Annotated in this window: 14 protein-coding genes and 1 pseudogene; 3 read left to right on the top strand and 12 right to left on the bottom strand. The window is 72.3% G+C overall.

Annotated elements, in window-relative coordinates:
* The first annotated feature begins 281 nt into the window (after nt 1–281).
* Complete coding sequence (locus VKA29_RS16965) at nt 282–1,424, top strand: sensor histidine kinase (protein WP_324786562.1); 1,143 nt, start codon at nt 282–284, stop codon at nt 1,422–1,424.
* Between the two features lie 38 nt (nt 1,425–1,462).
* Here the strand turns inward: VKA29_RS16965 and VKA29_RS16960 are convergent, their stop codons facing one another.
* From VKA29_RS16960 to VKA29_RS16905, 12 genes are all read right to left on the bottom strand, one after another.
* Entirely contained in the window at nt 1,463–1,633 is a 171-nt protein-coding gene (locus tag VKA29_RS16960) for a hypothetical protein (RefSeq protein ID WP_324786560.1), read from the bottom strand.
* Nucleotides 1,630–2,694, bottom strand: a complete 1,065-nt coding sequence (locus VKA29_RS16955; RefSeq protein ID WP_324786558.1) for an alpha/beta fold hydrolase — start codon at nt 2,692–2,694, stop codon at nt 1,630–1,632. The genes VKA29_RS16960 and VKA29_RS16955 overlap by 4 nt, the downstream gene beginning before the upstream one ends.
* A 613-nt stretch (nt 2,695–3,307) precedes the next feature.
* Complete coding sequence (locus VKA29_RS16950; protein WP_324786555.1) at nt 3,308–4,489, bottom strand: macrolide family glycosyltransferase; 1,182 nt, start codon at nt 4,487–4,489, stop codon at nt 3,308–3,310.
* A gap of 52 nt (nt 4,490–4,541) precedes the next feature.
* Complete coding sequence (locus VKA29_RS16945; RefSeq protein ID WP_324786554.1) at nt 4,542–5,546, bottom strand: Gfo/Idh/MocA family oxidoreductase; 1,005 nt, start codon at nt 5,544–5,546, stop codon at nt 4,542–4,544.
* On the bottom strand, nt 5,543–6,943 hold the full coding sequence (locus VKA29_RS16940; RefSeq protein WP_324786552.1) for an NDP-hexose 2,3-dehydratase family protein: 1,401 nt from the start codon (nt 6,941–6,943) through the stop codon (nt 5,543–5,545). The genes VKA29_RS16945 and VKA29_RS16940 overlap by 4 nt, the downstream gene beginning before the upstream one ends.
* A gap of 43 nt (nt 6,944–6,986) precedes the next feature.
* On the bottom strand, nt 6,987–7,730 hold the full coding sequence (locus VKA29_RS16935) for an NAD-dependent epimerase/dehydratase family protein (protein ID WP_324786551.1): 744 nt from the start codon (nt 7,728–7,730) through the stop codon (nt 6,987–6,989).
* 161 nt (nt 7,731–7,891) lie between these two features.
* Entirely contained in the window at nt 7,892–9,211 is a 1,320-nt protein-coding gene (gene rfbH, locus VKA29_RS16930; RefSeq protein ID WP_420718509.1) for a lipopolysaccharide biosynthesis protein RfbH, read from the bottom strand.
* On the bottom strand, nt 9,208–10,206 hold the full coding sequence (locus tag VKA29_RS16925; protein WP_324786548.1) for an NAD(P)-dependent oxidoreductase: 999 nt from the start codon (nt 10,204–10,206) through the stop codon (nt 9,208–9,210). The genes rfbH and VKA29_RS16925 overlap by 4 nt, the downstream gene beginning before the upstream one ends.
* Nucleotides 10,193–11,179, bottom strand: coding sequence for a dTDP-glucose 4,6-dehydratase (rfbB, locus tag VKA29_RS16920; RefSeq protein WP_324786546.1), 987 nt, complete (start codon nt 11,177–11,179; stop codon nt 10,193–10,195). Before rfbB ends, VKA29_RS16925 begins: the two co-directional genes overlap by 14 nt.
* On the bottom strand, nt 11,176–12,243 hold the full coding sequence (locus VKA29_RS16915) for a glucose-1-phosphate thymidylyltransferase (RefSeq protein ID WP_324786544.1): 1,068 nt from the start codon (nt 12,241–12,243) through the stop codon (nt 11,176–11,178). The genes rfbB and VKA29_RS16915 overlap by 4 nt, the downstream gene beginning before the upstream one ends.
* Before the next feature lie 334 nt (nt 12,244–12,577).
* Nucleotides 12,578–13,150, bottom strand: coding sequence for a dTDP-4-dehydrorhamnose 3,5-epimerase family protein (locus tag VKA29_RS16910; protein ID WP_324786542.1), 573 nt, complete (start codon nt 13,148–13,150; stop codon nt 12,578–12,580).
* 62 nt (nt 13,151–13,212) lie between these two features.
* A complete protein-coding gene (locus VKA29_RS16905; RefSeq protein WP_324786540.1) occupies nt 13,213–14,499 on the bottom strand; it encodes a nucleotide disphospho-sugar-binding domain-containing protein in 1,287 nt (428 codons plus the stop codon).
* 469 nt (nt 14,500–14,968) lie between these two features.
* Between VKA29_RS16905 and VKA29_RS16900 the strand changes: the two genes are divergently transcribed.
* Nucleotides 14,969–15,577 (top strand): response regulator transcription factor, encoded by a 609-nt coding sequence (locus VKA29_RS16900; RefSeq protein WP_324786539.1) that lies wholly within the window; start codon nt 14,969–14,971, stop codon nt 15,575–15,577.
* A 219-nt stretch (nt 15,578–15,796) separates the two neighbouring features.
* Nucleotides 15,797–16,110, top strand: a pseudogene (locus VKA29_RS16895) (2-oxoglutarate ferredoxin oxidoreductase subunit alpha); the annotation flags it as partial.

Raw genomic sequence — 16,110 nt, 5'->3', positions numbered from 1 at the left:
GCGGTAAGGAATCGGCCGCATCAATACCGGTCTCCCCGGGCAGCATCCGTGCGTGGACACGCACACACAAGTCCATAGTGCAAAACACGACACTCGAGAGCGGTCGGCTGTGCGACGTGACTTTCACGGCGGCTGATCGCTGCACGGGACACAGGTATTGCATAGCATCCACGCGAAGACGCACAGAGTTGTGAGAGGCCGTGAAGGTGATGGGCGGTCACGACCGTTTCGACAGTGCGGACGAGTCGAGGGGCAACAGACGCTGGGCGGACGCCCCGCCCTTGTTCGATGACGAGCTTCCCGCCCCCCGGTCGGCGCGCACCGTGCCCCTCGCCGCGCTGCTGGGCTTCGCGCTGCTGAGCACCGTCGACATCCTGCGGGCCGGTCTCTCCCCGGCCGCCGAGGCGACCTGTGTGCTGCTCCTCCTGGGGAACCTCGGCCTGCAGTTCCTGCACTCCGCGCCGGGCGGCAACCGGGCGCCCCTGCCCCGCAGGTGCCTGACCCTCGCCTTCCAGGCGCTGCTGACCTGTCTGCCGCTGCTGCTGTTCCACGCGTACTGGGCGACGATGGCCGGCTGCCTGGCGGCGTCGCTGCTGCTGCTCCTGCCGCCCCCGGTGGCCTGGCCGCTGTACGGCGTCGTGGGGCTCGGCATGCTGATCCTGCCGGCGTTCGACGGCCGGTCGGTCCTCGACGGCGTCCTGCTCTGCCAGACCACGCTGCTGACCGGGTTCGCCCTGTTCGGCCTGGCCCGGCTGGCGGAGCTGGTCACGCGGCTGCACGCGGCGAGCGGTGAACTCGCCCGGCGGGCCGTCACCGGGGAACGGCTGCGCTTCGCCCGGGACCTCCACGACCTGCTCGGTTGCAGCCTCTCCGCGATCACGCTGAAGAGCGAACTGGTCCACCGGCTCATTCCCACCCAGCCCACACGCGCGATGAAGGAGGTCGACGAGGTGCTGTCCATCGCCGAGCAGTCCCTCACCGACGTCCGCAAGGTCGCGAGCGGCTTCCGCGAGCTGTCCCTGCGGCAGGAGGTCAGGTCGGCGCGGTCGCTGCTCGACGCCGCCGGGATCGACGTACGGACGGAGGTCGACCTGGGGCCGCTCTCCTCGCACCTGGACACCGCGCTCGCCACCACGCTGCGGGAGGCCGTCACCAATCTGCTGCGGCACAGCAACGCCTCACGCTGCCGCATCGAGGCCGTGCAGCTGGACGGTCTGGTCCGGCTGGTGGTCGAGAACGACGGCGTCGACCCCGCCCACCACGACCCCTCGCCCTACGGCGGCAACGGACTGGTCAATCTGCACGCGCGGATGACCGCGGTGGGCGGACGGCTGGAGTCGGGGCCCTGGCGGGACGGCACGTTCCGGCTGCTGGCCGAGGTGCCCGTGCCGAGCCCCTCGTCCACCGCGCGGGTGGGCGGCTGACCGGCCCGCGACGCCGCTCCCCCACCCGGCGCGGCTCCCTACACGGCGCCGCCCTGCCCCGCCGGCAGCCGCAGGACGAGAGCGGCCGGCATGTGGGGGGCGGCCGCCAGGTCGTTCTCGGTGATGCCGAGGGACGCGAGCGTCTGCCACGGCGGCACACCGGCCGCGGGGGTGGAGGCGGCGTCCTTGTCGTTCCCGGGTTCGTTCATGAGGACCTCTCTCCGGACAGGGTGCGGGACGTCGGACGGTCGCCGCGGCGCGCGAACCGCAGCCACAGCAGCTGGGAGATGAGCCAGCGCCGCATCGCGCCGAGGTGGGCGGGCGAGCCGTGCACGTCGTCGAACGTCTTGAAGCGCACGTCGTCGAGCGTGCGGCGCAGCAGCGCCTGGTCCTCGGGCGGAATGATCTCGTCGCGGCCGCTGGCGACGTACCGTACGGGAATCCGCACCTGCCGCAGCTGCTCCGGGGTGAGCGCGAACTGCTGCAGCAGGTAATGGAGTTCTGCCGGGCTCGCGCTTCCGGTGAGGCGGCGCAGGGTGTCGGCCGTGATGCCGGGCACCCGGGGCCACCAGGCGTCGTCGGTGAAGAAGCCGGCGACGGGCGCGCCCACGGTGAGGACCCGGCGGATGCGGGAGTCGTCGGCGGCGGCGCGCACGGCGAGGTGGCCGCTGAAGCTGAGGGCGAGCATCGAGGTGTCGGAGACCCGGGCGCGGTCGGCGAGTTCGTCGAGCAGGAAGCCGAGGATGCGCCAGGAGTCGGGGCCGTAGGTGAAGGTGTTCTCGCCGACGCCCGGCAGTTCGGTGACGACGGCGGCGAAGCCGAGTTTGCGCAGCAGCGGCAGCAGGGGTGCCCACTGTTCCTTCACGCTGACGATGCCGCCCATGACGATCAGCAGCGGGCGGGGGCGGTCGAGTCCGGTGGCCCAGCAGACGACGGTGCCGTCGCAGTGCTCGAACTCCAGGCGCTCGATGCCCCCTTGGTGCTGGCGCCAGCGGTCGAAGGTCTCGACGCACAGGCGCTGGGCGTGGACGCGGTCGGCGTCGCCGTGGTACGGGAACCGGGCGAGCGCGAAGTGGCGGCAGGCGTCGAGGAGGTCGCCGCGGTCGGCGGCGGCCCGGCCCTCGGCGGTCCACACCGCGGCCCACGACCCGGGGTCCCCGACGGTGTCGTTGGTGATCCGGGTGAGGACGCGCGTGGCGTGCCCGGCCGTCATGCCCTGTCCCCGGGCGTGCAGGCGGGCGAATTCCTTGAGTTCTTCGAGATGGTCCATCGGTCTCCTAGCGCGGGAACCACCGGTTCGCACCGGTGGCGCCGTCGGGGCGGCGGGGGCGCCGAGGGAGACCCTGGAGACCCTGCCCGCCGGATCCCGCCGGAGCGGCTCTGCACCCCCAGTGTTCCGGGGCCCGCTTGCGCGGTGCTTGTACGCGGGCAGCGCCGCCTGTGCGCGGGCGGCAGGGCCGCCGGACGCGGGAGGCCGGACCGCCGGGTGCGGGCGATCGGACCGCCGGACACGGCCGCCCGGGCCGAGCCGCCAGGCGCGGGCGACCAGGCCGGGCCGCCGGACACGAGCAGCCGGGCCGGACCGCCGGACACGGCCGACCAGGCCGAACCGCCAGACGCGGGCGACCAGGCCGGGCCGCCGGACACGAGCAGCCGGGCCCGACCGCCGGACACGGCCGACCAGGCCGAGCCGCCAGGCGCGGGCGACCAGGCCGGGCCGCCGGACACGAGCAGCCGGGCCCGACCGCCGGACACAGCCGACCAGGCCGGACCGCCAAGCGCGACCAGGCCGGACCGCCAGGCGCGGCCGACCGGACCGGACCGCCGGACACGGGCGACCGGGCCGGGCCGCCAGGCGCGGGCCGCCAGGTGCGGGCGGGGGGTCAGGCCAGGGCGGCCAGGTAGGCCTCGACGGCGTCGGCCGCGACGGCCGGGCCGTCGGCGGACCGTATGCGCTCGCGCATGGCCCGCACCCGCTCGGTCACCGCGGCGTCGCCGGTCAGCCGCTCGGCGGCCTCGCGCAGGCTCCGCACGGTGACGTCCTCCTTGGCCAGCAGGCGGCCGAGGCCCAGCTCCTGCACGCGCAGGGCGTTCGCCCGCTGCTCGTTCGTCTGGGGCACCAGGACCATGGGCACGCCGTTGTCCAGCGACTCCATGGTGCTGTTCATGCCGCCGTGGCTGATGAACAGCCGTGCGTGGCGCAGCACGTCGAGCTGGGGCGCGTACCGCCGTACGTCGACGTTCGCGGGCAGCGGCCCGAGGGCGGCCGGGTCGGTGTGCTCGCCGACGGTGATCAGGACGTCCCACTCGGAGTCGCCGAACGCCTCGATGGCCATGCGGAAGAACTCCGGCCAGCCCCTGGCCGAGGTGCCGAGCGAGACCAGCAGGACGGGGCGGTCCGGCGAGGCCGGCTGCCAGGTGCCCTGGTAGGGGCGTTCGGCGATGCAGGGGCCGGTGAAGACGAACCGTTCGTCGAAGGTCTCGCCCGCGTACTGGAATTCGCGGGGGAGGAAGACGAGGGCGAGCTTCTCGATGTGCGTGAGGAAGCCCATAGGATCGGCGGGCAGTCCGAACCGGGGCAGCAGCGCCGCCAGCTTCATCGCGGCTTCGACGATCCGAGGGTCGTCCGGCGCGGCCACCGGGAACCTCTCCCGGATGGAGAAGTGTTCGTTCGCGGCCAGCACCGGATACGTCCGGATCAGCGGGATGCCGTGCGTGGCGGCGAAGAAGCGCGCTCCCCACGCCATGAAGTCGTGGACGATCACGTCCGGCCGGTTCGCCTCGTAGAACGGGGTGACCTGGGCGACGAGGGAGGTGGCCTCGTCCAGGCTGCGCAGCCCCTCGCCCGCGGTCTCCTCGGGCGTCAGGGGGGCCTGGTAGAAGTCGCCGAAGACCGAGTCGTAGCGGACCGGTTCGGCGCCGGCGGCCTTCATGATGGGGGCGAAGTGGTCGGTCACGGTGCAGGTGACGCGGTGGCCCCTTCGCACCAGCTCCTCGATCACGCCGACCGTGGGGTTGACATGGCCTACGGCCGGGAAGTCGAAGAAAGCGATGTGACGTCGCACGGGTGGCTCCTCCCGCTGGTCCGGATTCCGTCAGTTGCGTCAGTGCCGTGGGTTACGTGGATGCCGTGGTGACGTGGGTTCCGTCCGGTTCGCCGGGTGCCGCCGACCGGCGTACCTCGTCGAGGAGTTCCGCCTGCCGCAGGGTGTCGCGGGGGTCCGGGAGGGTTCCGGAGCGCACGGCGGCGGCGAAGGCCGCGACGGTGGCCGCCACCTGGTCGTGCGGCGCGAGCGTGATCTCCTCGGTCTTCCCGTCGCGGTGCAGGCCGATCACCGGGACGTGGTCGGCGGGCGGGGTGAACGCCCGGTCGACGGTGATGCCGCCCTCGCTGCCCCACAGTTCGTACGACGAGCGGTAGGCGTGCTCCATGCCGAAGGTGATCTGGGCGGTGACGGTGCCGGGTGTGCTCAGCAACGCGGCGCCGGAGGTCTCCACCTGCCGCCCCGCGCCCCGGACGAGGCGGGCGCCGGTGACGTCGAGAGCGGCGCCCAGGAAGTGCAGCGCGGCCCGCAGCGGGTAGATCCCGACGTCGGCCAGCGCCCCGCCGCCGAGGTGCGGGTCGTAGCGGATGTCGCCGTCGGGCAGCGGGGGGATGGTGAACGCGGCGTGGAAGGAGCGCGGTTCGCCGATCGCGCCGTCGGCGACCAGGCGTCGTACGGCCTCGTGCCAGCGGTGATGGACGAACATCACGTTCTCCATGAGCACCAGGCCGCGGGCGGCGGCCAGTCGGAGCAGCCGTGCGGTGCTGTGGCGGTCGGTGGACAGCGGCTTCTCGGCGAGGACGTGCCGGCCCGTGCGCAGTGCCGCCTCGGTCCACTCGGCGTGCAGCGCCGCGGGCAGCGGCACGTAGACGGCCTGGACGTCGTCCTGTTCGAGCAGTGCGTCATATCCGTGGACGGGCCGGCCGCCGAAGCGGTCGGCGACCTCACGCGCCTTGGCCGCGTCCCGGCTGGCGACCGCCGCGATCTCGATGCCGGGGTCGGCGGCGAAGGCGGGGAGCATGCGGCGCACGGCGATGCCCGCGCAGCCGATCACCCCGATCCGCAGGGGGCCGGTCACCGGGACCTCACCGCCGTCGCGTTGAGGCAGGCGAGCAGGGTGCGGGCCTGGACGTTGAGGTAGTGGCCGTGCCGGACCAGGGAGGTGAGCTGCCCCGGGGTGACCCAGGCGTAACCGGGCGGCGGGTCCTGCGGGGCGTCGGTCTCGTCCGCGTCGACGATGAGGTAGCGGCTCACGGCGTTGAGGAAGCGGCCGCCCTCCTCGGAGTGCACGGCCTCGTAGCGGACCCGGTCGGGGCCGGCGTTCTCCACCGTGTCGAGGAACAACGGGCGTTGACCGGCGGGAAGGTGGGCGTAGTTGTCGGGCGTGTACTGCACGGTCGGCCCGAGTTCGACGGTGTCGAGGAAGCCGGCCTCGACCCGGGCGTGCACCAGGACGTGCGGGACGCCGCCGAACCGCCGGGTGAGGAAGGCGGTGACGCCGGCGCCGACCGGCTCGAACAGGGGCTGGGTCCAGCCGGTCACCTCGCGGTTGCCCGCCTGCACGGACACGGCGACGACGTCGAAGTAGCGGCCCGCCTCGTGCTCGATGGTGCTCTCGCGGCGTTTCCAGCCGGGGAGGTTGTCCAGCGGGACGCGTTCGGCGCGCACGCTGTGCCGGGTGCGCTCGCCGGTGATCCAGGACAGCAGCTCGGTGTCGGTGAGCAGCGCGCCGCCCCAGGCGTCGCCGAACGGCAGGCAGGACAGCACCGTGCGCGAGTCCATGTTGACCACGTTGTCCAGGTGCAGCAGTTCGGCGATCTGGCCGAGGGTGAGCCAGCAGAAGTCGTCGAGGAGCGGGACGTCGCCGGTCGCCTCGACCACCATGTTGCGGTTGGACTTGTGGTGGAACCACGAGCCGTGTTCGGACTGGAGCACGTCGGCGACGATCCGGCCGCGGTCCGGCCCGACGAAGTACTCGATGTATTTGACGTCCGCCCCCTTGTGGGCCTTGGTGTAGTTGCTGCGGGTCGCCTGGACGGTGGGCGAGAGCTGGAGCAGATTGGGGTTGCCGGGCTCCATCTTGGCCTGCATCAGGAAGTGCAGCACGCCGTCGAACTCCTTGACGACGATGCCCAGGATGCCCACCTCGGGCTGTTTGATGATGGGCTGGTACCAGTCGGCGCAGGGGCCGTCGCCGTGCGGTTCGCCCTGCTCGACGACGTGCAGGCCCTCGACGGAGAAGAACCGTCCGCTGCGGTGCACCAGGTTGCCGGTGGACTCCTGGAACGACCAGCCGTCCAGGTCCGCGAACGGTATCCGCTCGACGCGGAAGGTGTTGGCCCGGCCTCGCCCGGCCAGCCAGGCCGCGAAGTCGCCGGTGCCGAGGTGGGCGCCTTCGGTGGTGGCCGCCGAGCGCGCGATGCGGTCCGGCAGGGTCGCGTTCTCACGTCTCTGGAGGGTGTGGGTCGACGGCATCGGGGTAACTCCCTGTCTTTCTGGTGCGGAGAGCGCGGCCGGGTCAGGCACGGTCGGCCGCGAGGAAGTCGTTGAGGACCCTGCGGTAGTAGTGGGGGCCGAAGCCCAGGTCCGCGACCTGCGGTACCAGGGCGCGCAGCTTCTCGGTGGAGATGGCGTACTCGGCGCCCGCGTCGACGTACGTCTTGCGCGGGGTGAGCCGCAGCGCGCGGGCGAGGTGGTCGACGATGTCGTCGACCGGGACCGCGAATCCGGAGGCCACGTTGACCGTGTCGGCCCGCAGCCCCGCGGCGAGCAGCCGGTCGGTGATCGTCAGCATGTCGGCGACGCCGATCAGGTCGCGGACCGCGCGCCGGTGCAGGAACACCGACCCCGACCGGACCTGCCGCACCAGGGTGGGGATGAGCTGGTGGTGGCGCCCGTGCGGTCCGACCAGGTGTGCCAGCCGGAGGATGAGGTGGTCGGCCCCCGAGTCGCGTAACTGCTCCTCGAGCGCGAGTTTGTGGGCGCCGTAGGGGGTGGCGGGGCGGACCGGGGCGTCCTCCCTGCCCGGTCCCTCGGCGAGGCCGTACATTCCGGTCGCGGCCGTCGAGAAGAACAGGAGCAGTTGTCCGCCCGCGGCGCACCGCTTCGCGACGTCGCGCAGCAGTGCGGCTTCCCGCGCGTAGTCCGCGTCGGTGGCGCCGCTCGTCCTGGACTCCCCAGCCGCGAGGGCCACGGTGCCCGGATGCCGGCCGGCCAGCGGACGCAGACTCCGTGCCAGGAATCCGGTTCCCACTATCTCCATCGTCTTCCCGGTCTCCTGTCGGGAGGCGGCCCGGTGGCTGGGAGCCGGTCGGCGGACCCGGTCCGCGGGCAGGCGTGCTCGGGGCCCGTCCGGGGAGAGGTGTCCGGGACGCGGGCCGGGGTGCCCGGGGCCCGTCCGGGGAGGGGTACGCCGACGGGCTCTCAGCCGTGCTGGGCCACGAACTCCTTGATCGTGGCGGTCATGTAGTCGAGCATTTCGTCGGTGAGCCCCGGGTAGACGCCGATCCAGAAGGTGTGCTCGGTGACGACGTCGCTGTTGGTGAGGTCGCCGACGACCCGGAAGGGCTTGCCGGTGTAGGCGGGCTGCCGGGTGAGGTTGCCGGCGAACAGCCGCCGGGTGCCGATCTTGTGCTCTTCGAGGTGGGCGACGAGTTCGGCGCGGGTGAAGCGGGCCTCGGGGTCGACGGTGATGACGAACCCGAACCAGCTCGGGTCGGACTTCCGGGTGGGCTCCGGCAGCAGCAGGCCGGGGACGCCGTCCAGTCCCTCGCGCAGCCGGCGCCAGTTGCGCCGCCGCGCCTCGATGAAGCCGTCCAGCTTGTCGAGCTGGGCGAGGCCCAGCGCGGCCTGGATGTCGGTGCCCTTCAGGTTGTAACCGACGTGGGAGAAGATGTACTTGTGGTCGTACCCGGCCGGCAGGTCGCCCAGCTGGTACTCGAACCGCTTGAAGCAGGTGTTGTTCATGCCGGGTTCGCACCAGCAGTCGCGGCCCCAGTCGCGCAGCGACTCCACGATGCGGGCCAGGCCCAGGTCGGAGGTGAGCAGGCAGCCGCCCTCGCCCATGGTGAGGTGGTGCGCCGGGTAGAAGCTGACCGTGGTCATGTGGCCGAAGGTGCCGGTGAGCCGGCCGTCGTAGGTGGAGCCGACCGCGTCGCAGTTGTCCTCGATGAGGTAGAGGCCGTGTTCCTCGGCGAGCTGGGCCACCTCGGCGACCTCGAAGGGGTTGCCGAGCGCGTGCGCGATGATGATCGCCCGGGTCTTGGGGCCGATGGCCTGGGCCACCCGCTCGGCCGTGGTGTTGTACGTGGCCAGTTCCACGTCCACGAAGACCGGGACGAGCCCGTTCTGCAGGATCGGGTTGACGGTGGTGGGAAAGCCCGCGGCGACCGTGATCACCTCGTCGCCCGGCTTCAGCGCCCGGTCCCCGAGTTCGTGCTGGGTGAGGGCGGAGACGGCCAGCAGGTTCGCCGACGAACCCGAGTTGGTCAGGTGGGCCTTGCGCCGCTTCAGCCGCTTGGCGAACGCGGACTCGAACTTCTTCGAGCTGGGTCCGGCGGCGATCCGCATGGTCAGCGCCGCCTCGACGAGGGCGACCCGGTCCGCCTCGTCCAGGACCGCGCCGGACGGCCAGATCTCGGTCACGCCGGGCACGAACTCCCGGTCGGGCGCGGTCTCGCGGTGGTACCTGCGGACCTCGTCCAGCACCAGTTCCTTGTGGTCGATGGTGTCGCTCATCGTCATGTCCTTCCGTTGACCGGTGCCGGCACAGCGGCTGCGAGCAGGTCGCGCAGCGAGTCGTCGAGGGTGCGGCGCGGCCGCCATCCCAGGAGCCGCAGCGCCCGTGAGACGTCGAGTTGCTGCCACGCCACGTCGGTGCGCGGGGACGGGGCGGGGGCGGCCTCGACGACGGGGACGTCCACGCCGCTGAGGCGGACCATGCGGTCGACCAGCGCGCGCATCGGTACCGCCTCGCCGCGGCCGACGTTGATCACCCGGCCGCCGACGTCGGCCTTCGGCGCGGTGGCGGCGGCCCGTACGGCGTCGACGGCGTCGTGCGCGTCGACCAGGTCGCGGCGGGCGCGCAGCGGCGGGAGCCGCAGCTCGTCGGGGTGCTCGCCCAGGGACCGGGCGACGGCGGCCGCGCCGAGGTGTGCGGCGACCCGGCCGAAGAGGCTGCCGGCCGGCACCCCGGCACCGATCACGTTGGCGAGGCGGAGGACCACACCGTCCAGGCCGTCGTCGGCCGCGGCCCGCAGAACGGTCCGGGTGCCGAGCAGTTTGCTGCGCCCGTACGGTGTGACGGGTGCGGGCTGCTGCTCCTCGCGGGTGCCGGCGCCCGGTGTTCCGGCGCCGTACTCGTGGACGGTGCCGAGCTGGATCAGCCGCGGCGGGTGCGGCAGTCCGGCGAGCGCCCGGGTGAGGCGGACGACCAGGTCCGCGTTGCCCGCGGTCATCTCGGCCTCGTCGCCCTGCCAGACCCGGCCGGCGGCGTTGACCACCACGTCGGGCCGCAGCGAGCCGAAGAGGGCGGCGAGGTCCCGTGCGTCGGCGGCGAGCAGGTCCATGGCCACGTGGCGTACGTCCGCCGGCCCGTCCTGGGCCGGTGCACGGGACACCAGGTGCACCCGGGCGCCGTCGGCGTGGAACGCCTCGCCGATACGGCGGCCCAGGTAGCCGGTGCCGCCCAGCACCGTCACGCGCGGCCCGGCCGCCGCGCCGCGGTCAGCCGTGTTCACGGCCGGCCCCGTACTTGACGGCCTTCCACCAGTCGGGGTGGTCGCGGTACCAGGCCACCGTGGCGGCCAGGCCCTCCTCGAACCCGATCTCGGGCGCGTAGCCGAGCTCCTCGCGGATCTTGGACTCGTCGATGGAGTACCGCAGGTCGTGCGCCTTGCGGTCGGCGACGTGGCGGATCATCTCCGGACCGGATCCGGTCAGTTCGAGCAGGCGCTCGGTGATGGCGCGGTTGGTGCGCTCGTTGCCGCCGCCGATGTTGTAGATCTCGCCGGCCCGGCCACGGTCGAGCACCAGGTGGATGCCGCGGCAGTGGTCGTCCACGTGCAGCCATTCGCGGATGTTGCGTCCGTCGCCGTACAGCGGCACCGGCCGGCCTTCCAGCAGGTTGGTGACGAACAGCGGGATGAGCTTCTCGGGGTGCTGGTAGGGCCCGTAGTTGTTGGAGCAGCGGGTGATGGAGAGGTTCACCCCGTGCGTGCGCCAGTAGGTGCGGGCGACCAGGTCGGAGCAGGCCTTGGAGGCCGCGTAGGGGGTGTTGGGCAGCAGCGGCCAGTCCTCGGTCCAGGAGCCCTGCTCGATGGAGCCGTACACCTCGTCGGTGGAGACGTGCACGACCCGCTCGACCCCGCTGTCCAGCACGGCGTCGAGGAGGGTCTGGGTGCCCAGCACGTTGGTGCGGAAGAACGGGCCCGCGCCCTCCAGCGAGCGGTCCACGTGGGACTCCGCGGCGAAGTGCACCACGGCGTCGTGTCCGGGCAGCAGTTCGCGCAGCAGGTCCAGGTCGCAGATGTCGCCCCGGACGAACTCCAGGCGCGGGTGCGCGGCGGGCAGGTTGTCGCGGTTGCCCGCGTAGGTCAGCTTGTCCAGCGCGGTGACCCGGGCGTCCTCCCAGCCCGGGTAGGCGTTCCGGAGGAGGTTGCGGACGAAGTTGGAGCCGATGAAGCCGGCCGCTCCGGTGACGAGGATCCTCATGCCGCCACCTCCACTCTGGTGTGGTCGCCGACGACCAGGCGGTAACGGTCCGTGCTCTGCTCGCTGGTGCCGACCGAGGCGGAGCGGCCGATGACGGAACTGCGCAGGCCCTGGACGCCGGTGACCGACGCGCCGTCCAGTGCGATGGAGTACTCCAGCCGGCTTCCGGTGACCGTGCAGGCGCGCCCGATGGACGTGTGCGGGCCGATGTGGCTGTCCTCCACGACCGTGCCGGCGCCGATGATCACCGGTCCCTCGATGCGGGAGCGCAGGATGCGCGCCCCCTCTTCGACGACGACCGGCCCGGCGAGCACGCTGGCCCCGTCGATCTCCCCGTGCAGGGCCGGCCGCAGGCTCTCCAGGACGTGCTGGTTGCAGTCGAGGAGGTCCTCGACGTTGCCGGTGTCCTTCCAGTAGCCCTGGTACTGGCCGGCCCGCACGTCCGCGCCCGTCGACACCAGCCACTGGATCGCGTCGGTGATCTCCAGTTCGCCGCGGGCGCTGGGCCGGATGGAGCGGACCGCGTCGTGGATGGCGGCGGTGAAGAAGTACACGCCCATCAGGGCCAGGTCGCTGCGCGGCCGCTCGGGCTTCTCCACCAGGCGCAGCACCTCGCCGCCGGGGCCGAGTTCGGCGACGCCGAAGGCGCGCGGGTCCGGCACCTTGTAGACCACGACGTGGGCGGCCGGGCGGTGCGCGGCGAACTCCTCCGCGATGGCGGCGATCCCCTCGGGCAGCATGTTGTCGCCGAGGTACATGACGAAGTCGTCGTCGCCGAGGAAGTCGCGGGCGATGGCGACGGTGTGGGCGAGGCCGAGCGGAGCCTCCTGCTGGATGTAGGTCAGCCGCGCCCCGAGCCGGGAGCCGTCCCCGAGCGCCTGCTGGATCTCCTGGGCACGGTCGCCGACGATGACGCCGACCTCGGTCACGCCGAGGTCGAGGATGTTGCCGAGGACGTATTCCAGGACCGGCCTGTTCGCGATGGGGATGAGCTGTTTGGGCATGGAGTAGCTGAAGGGCCGCAGGCGGGTGCCCGATCCGCCGGCCAGCACCAGAGCCTTCATGGGAGGTCCTCTCGCTTCATGTGTTGATGCCTCTTCGGTCCGGTGCGCGGTTCGCGGCAGACAGGGCCCGCGACCCCGTCCTCCTCGCCCCGGTGCGCGGGCGGTCGGCGGCACCGGGGCGACACCGGGTCGGATGCCGGCCGGTCGCCGGGTCGGGCGACGGCCGGTCGCCGGGTGGCGGTCGATCGCCGGGTCGGGCGACGGCCGGTCGCCGGGTGGCGGTCGATCGCCGGGTCGGGCGACGGCCGGTCGCCGGGTGGCGGTCGATCGCCGGGTGGCGGTCGATCGCCGGGTCAGGTGCCGGCCGGTCGCCGGGTGGCGGTCGATCGCCGGGTCAGGTGCCGGCGAAGTCCGGCAGCGTGCCCGCAGCCAGGGCCTCGGCGAGCGTCGGTGCCTTCGCGTCCTTGTCCGAGACCAGCGGTGTCCCGGCGCACTCCCAGGGAAGGTCCAGGTCGGGGTCGAGCGGGTTGATGTCGATCTGTGTTCCGGGGACGTACGTGGTGGAGACGACGTAGCAGATGCAGGCGTCGTCGGTGAGCGCCAGGAATCCGTGGCCGACGCCCTCCGGCACGTACACGGACCGGCCGGAGGCGGCGTCGAGTTCGTTGACCCGGTGCCCGCCGAAGGTGGGCGAGCCGACCCGCAGGTCGACGACGATGTCGCGCAGCGCGCCGCGGACGCAGGTGACGAACTTCGCCTGTCCGGGCGGGATGGTCACGCTGTGGATGCCGCGCAGGGTGTGGCGCCGGGACACCGAGTAGTTGATCTGGCGGGGCTGGAAGACGATCCCCGCGGAACGCTCCAGTTCGTCGGTGCGCAGCGACTCGTAGAACACGCCCCGACTGTCGGGTATGTGGTCCGGCTCGATCAGAAAAGTGCCGGGGATACCGGTCTCCTCGACGCGCACGCTCGCCCCCTCCTGCTGAAATCGACTGGCCTCGGTGCCGTGCGGTGACGGACGCCCGCGGCTCAGCCGCGGTGCTCCGCGGTCAGCCGCTCCAGGACCGGGACGACGTCCTTGGGTGCCGGGGCGGCCAGCATGTCCTCGTACAGGGCGCGCGCGCCGAGCTGGAAGGAGGGCTCCTCGATCAGCCGGACGAGGTCCTTCTGGATGCTGTCGACGTCGATCGCCGCGGGGTCGGCGACCAGTCCGGCGCCCCGGCGGGCGACGTACCGGGCGGTGACCATCTCGTCCCACATCGGCAGCGGCACGACGAGCTGCGGCACCTTGAACGCGACGGCGGCGGCGAACGTCCCGCCGCCTCCGTGGTGGATGATCGCCGAGCTGGTGGGCAGCACCTGGCTGAGCGGGATGTACTCCAGGGCGCGGACGTTGTCCGGGAGCGTGCCGGCCGCTTCCAGCTGCTCGCTGTTCAGCGTCGCGACCAGTTCCAGGTCCAGGCCGGCGACGGACTCGAAGAACTCCTTCATCGGGAAGCCGCTGTGCCGGCCGGCCAGCAGGCGGCGGCTGACTCCCAGGGTGAGCACGGCCCGGGGGCGTTCGGGGCGGGCGTGCAGCCAGCCGGGAAGCGTGGTGCCGCCGCTGTAGGGGACGCGGCGGACGGGGACGTACGTCAGGTCCACCGGGGTGCGCATCCGGGACTGGGTCAGGTCCATGGTCCACTGGCCGGTCAGCGTCTCCTCGGTGAAGTCGAGGCCGTAGCGCTCCAGGACCGGGCGCAGCCACGGCATCCACGGGTCCTCGGTCAGGCCGGACGACGGATCGGCCAGCTCCTGACGCGTCCTGGCCCGGACCAGGCCGATGTTGTCGGTGCCGAACAGCAGGCGCGCGTGCGCGGCGCCGCAGGCGCGGGCGGCCACCGCGCCGGTCGGCGCCAGCGGGTCCCACAGGACGAGGTCGGGACGCCAGTCCCTGGCGAACTCGACCAGTGCGTCCAGGACCGGCCGGCGTCCGCCCTCGACGGCCGGCGGCGGGTAGTACGCGTTGAACATGCCCCCGAGCACGGCCCTGGCGGTGCGCCAGGAGTCCGGGTCGTCGGGGTCGAGCGCCAGGGTGGGCCGGTCGGGGCCCGCGCCGGCGATGAGGGGCGCGAGCGAGGCGGTGAGTTCCTCCTTGCCGCCCAGCGAGACCGCGGTGAGGCCGGCCGAGGTGATGTTCTCGATCACCTTCTGGTCGACCACACCTTCGGGGCTGGCCACCACGACCTCGTGGCCGGCGCTCTGCAGCGCCCACGCCAGCGGAATGGCTGGATAAAGATGTGCCGATGCCGGAAAGATGGTGAAAAGAACGCGCATCGCTGACCTCTCCGAGACTGCCGGCGCCATGCCGACGCGTACGGTTCGCACGCATCCTGCGGGCGCCCTCTAAAGAGCCGCTTGTGCACCGCGAGCGGCGCGCACGGGGGCGCCGCAGCGCCTCCGGCCCCGGAGCCCGGTCCCGGCCTTGGATTCGCCGCGGACGGCGGATCGGCATCAACTCTTCATTGCAAGTGGGCCAGTTACGCCGTTGTGTGTCAGCAGGGGTTTGAATGCCGCACAATTTTTACGAGGTTGACTTACGATCTCCGCAGGATGGAGGCCGTGGAGATGATCGAGACTCACGAACGGTCCGACAGCTTGTACGACTTGAGCAACGCCCGCCTCTACAGGGGAGTTCGGTGATGCTGAACCTCCAGGACCATCCCGCCGTGCTCTGTATCAAAGGCCACGAACGGTCCGACAGCGCGGGCGAGTCGAGCGACGCGCACGTCTCCCGGGGAGTTCGGTGATACGCATCCTGATCGCCGAGGACATGAACATGGTTCGCGGCGCCTTGGTGGCGCTGCTCAATCTCCAGGACGATCTCGACGTGGTGTGTGAGGTGGCACGCGGGGACGAGATCGTCGACATGGCCCTCAAGCACCGGCCCGACGTCGCCATCATCGACATCGATCTGCCCGGTGTCGACGGCCTGTCGGCGGCCGGCCGGCTGCGCGAACGGCTCCCGCAGTGCCGGGTCCTCATCCTCACGAGCCTGGGCCGCCCCGGCGCCCTGCGCCGGGCCCTGGAGACCCGGGTCGCCGGCTACCTCCGCAAGGACGCCCCGTCCTCCGAACTCGCCACCGCGGTACGGCGGGTGGCGGCGGGGCATCGGGCCGTCGACCCGGAACTGGCGCTGGCCGCCTGGGGGGAGTACGAGAGCCCCCTCACCGACCGGGAGACGGAGGTGCTGCGGCTGGCGGCGGAGGGCGCGGAGCCGCGGGAGATCGCCTCCAGGCTGCGCCTGTCGGCGGGGACGGTGCGCAACTACCTGACGACCATCGTCGCCAAGCTGAACGCCCGCAACCGCGTCGACGCGATCCGCATCGCGAGGGACGCCGACTGGCTGCTGTGACGGGGGCGGTGGCCGCCGACTTGGGGCGCAGCGCCCGCGCAGGCGCGGCGGGAGGTCCGCGGGCCACGGCGGGGCGTCACCGGGCCACGGCGGGGCGAGGCCGGGCGCCGGGTGTCCTCATCGAACGGCGTTCTGAGCGACGGGCTTTGGCCGATCACAAGGGGTGCTCCCTAGCGTGCGGCGCAGGCAACAAGCTGCGTCGACGCGAAGGAGCGGCCGGTGGCCGTCGATACGACTCATTCCAGTGGCACGAGCGCCTCCAGGGAGGCGGACGGTACGGCCCTCCCGGTTCACGAGGTCCGCCGGCTGGACCGGGTGATCATCCGGTTCGCGGGTGACTCGGGTGACGGTATGCAGCTCACCGGTGACCGTTTCACTTCGGAGACGGCGTCGTTCGGCAACGACCTGTCGACGCTGCCGAACTTCCCCGCCGAGATCCGCGCTCCCGCAGGCACCCTGCCGGGCGTGTCGTCGTTCCAGCTGCACTTCGCCGACCACGACATCCTCACCCCCGGCGACGCCCCGAACGTACT

The sequence above is a fragment of the Streptomyces sp. H51 genome, assembly GCF_035656535.1.
Lineage (GTDB): Bacteria > Actinomycetota > Actinomycetes > Streptomycetales > Streptomycetaceae > Streptomyces.
The sequence above is the reverse complement of the archived record's forward strand: the minus strand, read 5'-3'. Positions and strand labels throughout refer to the sequence as shown.

What these genes read in the sequence shown, in the direction of transcription:
- VKA29_RS16940 (WP_324786552.1), bottom strand. Translation starts at nt 6,943, where the DNA reads ATGCCGTCGACCCACACCCTCCAGAGACGTGAGAACGCGACCCTGCCG.
- VKA29_RS16955 (WP_324786558.1), bottom strand. Translation starts at nt 2,694, where the DNA reads ATGGACCATCTCGAAGAACTCAAGGAATTCGCCCGCCTGCACGCCCGG.
- rfbB (WP_324786546.1), bottom strand. Translation starts at nt 11,179, where the DNA reads ATGAGGATCCTCGTCACCGGAGCGGCCGGCTTCATCGGCTCCAACTTC.
- VKA29_RS16935 (WP_324786551.1), bottom strand. Translation starts at nt 7,730, where the DNA reads ATGGAGATAGTGGGAACCGGATTCCTGGCACGGAGTCTGCGTCCGCTG.
- VKA29_RS16915 (WP_324786544.1), bottom strand. Translation starts at nt 12,243, where the DNA reads ATGAAGGCTCTGGTGCTGGCCGGCGGATCGGGCACCCGCCTGCGGCCC.
- rfbH (WP_420718509.1), bottom strand. Translation starts at nt 9,211, where the DNA reads ATGACGATGAGCGACACCATCGACCACAAGGAACTGGTGCTGGACGAG.
- VKA29_RS16960 (WP_324786560.1), bottom strand. Translation starts at nt 1,633, where the DNA reads ATGAACGAACCCGGGAACGACAAGGACGCCGCCTCCACCCCCGCGGCC.
- VKA29_RS16905 (WP_324786540.1), bottom strand. Translation starts at nt 14,499, where the DNA reads ATGCGCGTTCTTTTCACCATCTTTCCGGCATCGGCACATCTTTATCCA.